The sequence below is a fragment of the Microbacterium sp. genome, assembly GCF_031178525.1.
Classification (GTDB): domain Bacteria; phylum Actinomycetota; class Actinomycetes; order Actinomycetales; family Microbacteriaceae; genus Microbacterium.
In genome coordinates this window covers 1-3,423 of the sequence record NZ_JAPSJA010000248.1, presented here as the reverse complement: position 1 = coordinate 3,423, position 3,423 = coordinate 1, and the positions used below count along the sequence as shown (strand labels likewise).

General features: G+C 69.6%; 2 protein-coding genes. Both read right to left on the bottom strand.

What is annotated here, in order from left to right:
• Positions 1 to 1,160, bottom strand: a 1,160-nt coding sequence (locus RIF89_RS12495) for an alanine/glycine:cation symporter family protein (RefSeq protein ID WP_309069431.1), incomplete at its 3' end; no start/stop codon positions are given.
• Between the two features lie 81 nt (positions 1,161 to 1,241).
• The coding region (locus RIF89_RS12490) for a 5'-nucleotidase C-terminal domain-containing protein (RefSeq protein ID WP_309069430.1) at positions 1,242 to 3,423 on the bottom strand (2,182 nt) is incomplete at its 5' end.

The following is a 3,423-nucleotide window of genomic DNA, read 5'->3' as shown; positions in this document are numbered from 1 at the left end:
GGTGAGATGAACTCGATGCTGGCCTCTCCGTAGTAGTAGTTGCCGATGATCGAGCTGAACGCGAGCATGAACACGACGACCGCGAGCGCGATGGCCGTCCACGATCCGAGCGACGTCTCGAGCGCGATCTGCGTGAGCTCGACGCCCTGGGGGCCGCCCGGCTCGATCGGCACGGCCACCAGCACGAGGAACGCCGTGATCGAGCAGACGATGATCGTGTCGAAGTACACGCCGAGCGACTGCACGAGCCCCTGCTTGACCGGGTGCGTGACCGCCGCCGCGGCGCCCGCGTTCGGAGCGGATCCGAGGCCCGCCTCGTTCGAGAACATGCCGCGCTTGGCGCCGACCAGGATGATCTGGCCGAGCGTGGCGCCGAGCACCTGGTTGAAGCCGAACGCCTGCGTGTAGATCGAGGCGAACACGACGGGCAGCTGATCGATGTGGACGACCACCACGGCGAGACCGAGCAGCAGGTACGCGAGCGCCATGACGGGGACGAGGATCTGCGTCACGTCGGCGATGCGGCGTACGCCGCCGAAGACGATCAGCGCCGTGAGCCCGGCCGTGACGATGCCTGCGATGAGCGGCAGCCACTGCGCCTCGGTGCCCGTGAGCGTCTCGACGGCCGTCACGGTGGTGATCGCGATCGTGTTCGCCTGCAGCGCGCTGAACGCGAACGGGAAGCAGAAGATGAGGATCACGGCGAACACGACGCCCATCCATCGCGCACCCAGTCCCCTCGCCATGTAGTACGCGGGGCCGCCCCGGAAGCCGTCGGCATCGCGCACCTTGAACAGCTGAGCGAGCGTGGACTCGGCGAACGCCGAAGCGGCGCCGATCCCGGCCATGAGCCACATCCAGAACACGGCGCCCGGACCGCCCAGGGCGATCGCGGTCGCGACGCCCGCGATGTTCCCGACGCCGACGCGCGACGCCGCCGAGATCGTGAACGCCTGGAACGACGACACCGACTGCGGTCTGCCGTCGGCATCGAGCGGGGTCTTGTCGGTCAGGGTGCGGAACATCTCCGGGAGCAGCCGGATCTGCACGACGCCCGTGCGCACCGTGAGGTACACACCGAGCAGCGCGAGGATCGGCAGGACGATCCAGGTCCAGAACAGATCGCCCTGCGCGGCCAGCCAGCTCTCGATTGCTTCCATCGTCCCAGTCTCGCCGGAATGGCGACGACCCCGCCACCCGCGGGGGTGTCGGGGCCGTCGCCGTCAGGGGTCACGCCGGCATCAGCAGGTGCCGATCAGATCCCACGGGCCGTTCTTGCCGCCGGGCTTCTGATCGCGCGTCCACCACTCGGCCTCGTAGACCTTTCCCTTGTGGACGACGTGCTCGCCTCCCGTGTAGACCATGGAGCGCGTCCACGCCGCGACCTCGCCATCGGCGCACGAGGTCATCTCGCCGAGCTCCATCCACGAGCCGGTCGCCGACGTTCCGGGCTTGTCCTTGGTCCACCACTGCGCCTTGTACAGGGTGCCCTTGTAGGACACGATGTCGCCGCCGGTGTACACCTTGCCCTTCTCCCACTCGGGGTACTCCGGCGCCGGCTCGACGAGCGTGAACTCGACCGTCGTCACGTTGCCGGCGACGTCGAAGACCTCGAGCGTGTTCGCGCCCAGGACCGCACCGAGCACGCCGGGGGCGACGCCATTCAGGTCGCTCCACTTCGCGTTCACGAGCTCCTTCTCGACGCCGTTGAGCACGACGCGGTCGACCAGCCCCTCATCGAACAGCTTGAAGCTGACCTTCTCGTACACACCGTCCGAGCCGATCGTGTCGTCCTTCACCGTGACGGTCGGCGCCTCGGTGTCTGCGGGGGCGGTGACCGTGAGCGGCAGGCGCACCGTCGTGCCCGAGGGGTCCGCGACCACCTCGAGGGTGTGCGCGCCAGGCGCGGCGGTCGCCGGGATGGTGACCGTGCCGGAGACAGCGCCGTTCGTCACCGGCAGCGTGCCGATCGGGGCGCCGTCGAGGCGCACCTCGACCGTCGTGTTCTGCGGCGAGCCGAGCGAGGTCAGGTCGAGCGACGACAGCGCCACCGTCGCCGCGCCACCCGCCTCCGCCGACTGCGAGGTGCCCGCCGTCACCGCTCGCGTGCGGGCGAACGACGGCGAGAGCGGCGAGCTCTCCGACAGGTACGAGATCCACGCGTCACGGTCGACCAGACCCGAGTCCGTCGGATTCGTGCCGTGCTGGAAGGCGAAGAAGTTATCGCCCGCCGTGGCCGCCGGAGCCGCGAGGAACGAGAACGTGCCCACGCGGATCTCGTCGTCCGGCTGGACGAGCTCCCCGTCGATGTAGATCGCGTCGACGTGGTCGCCGGGCGCCGCATTCGGATCGGCGGTGTCGGCGACCCAGGTCACGTTCTCCGACAGCCCCAGCGCGAGGTACGGACGCGACGGACGCGTGGTGCCGCCCTCGGTCGTCGTCTGCCACTGCTGCTCGAGCAGCTGGTCGAGCTGCTCACCGGTCAGGGTCGTCGTCCACAGGTTGTTGACGAACGGCAGCACCGCGTTGGCCTCGGCGTAGGTCACGACGCCGTCTCCCTCGCCCGCCGAGCTGCTCTTGTAGTACAGCTCGCTGCGAAGACCACCGGGATTCACGACGCCGATCTCGGCCCCGCCGCGCTCCGGGGACGCGAGTGCGTCGACGAGCGAGTTGGCCACGAGGTTGCCGATGGTCGACTCGCTCATGCGGTCGTCGCGCGATCCGCCCGTCCACACGCCGTCCACATACGAGCCGCCCGCGAAGGCGGTCGTGATGTCGGCTGTGACCTCGGCGATCGGCTGGTTGCCGACCTCGGCCGCGTGCGCCAGCGCCGCGTCGACGATCGCCTTGACCTCGGCGAGCACCGCGTTGGCCGCGAGCTCATCCGCGGTCGGAGCCGCGCCGCGCTTGACGTTCTCGACCTCGTAGTCGAGCACGTCGGATGTCGACGGGTCGACCGTCAGCGAGATGTGACCGACGAACTCGCCGTAGTTGCCCGTCTGGATGATCGGGCGCGTGTCCGTCGTGCCGGCGATCGGGGCGTCCCACGCGTACTGCTTGTGGGTGTGGCCGGTCAGGATCGCGGCGACGCGCGGGTCCGTCTCGGTCACGATCTCGGCGAACGGCCCGCCGGCGGCGATCTCCTCCTCGATCGTGGAGCCATCCGGGGTGCCCGCTCCGGCGCCGTCGTGCACGAGAGCGACCACCAGGTCGGCCTCGCCGTTGGCGGCGTCATCGTCGAGCAGCTGCTCCGTGACGCGGTTGAGCGCGGCGACCGGGTCGCCGAACTCGATGCCGGCGATGCCGGCGCCGCTGACCAGCGTGGGCGTCTCCTGCGTGACCACGCCCACGAATCCGATGTCGACGCCGTCGACCGTCACGATGTCGTACTCCTCGAGCGCCGGCGTCTGGGTGCCCTTCTCG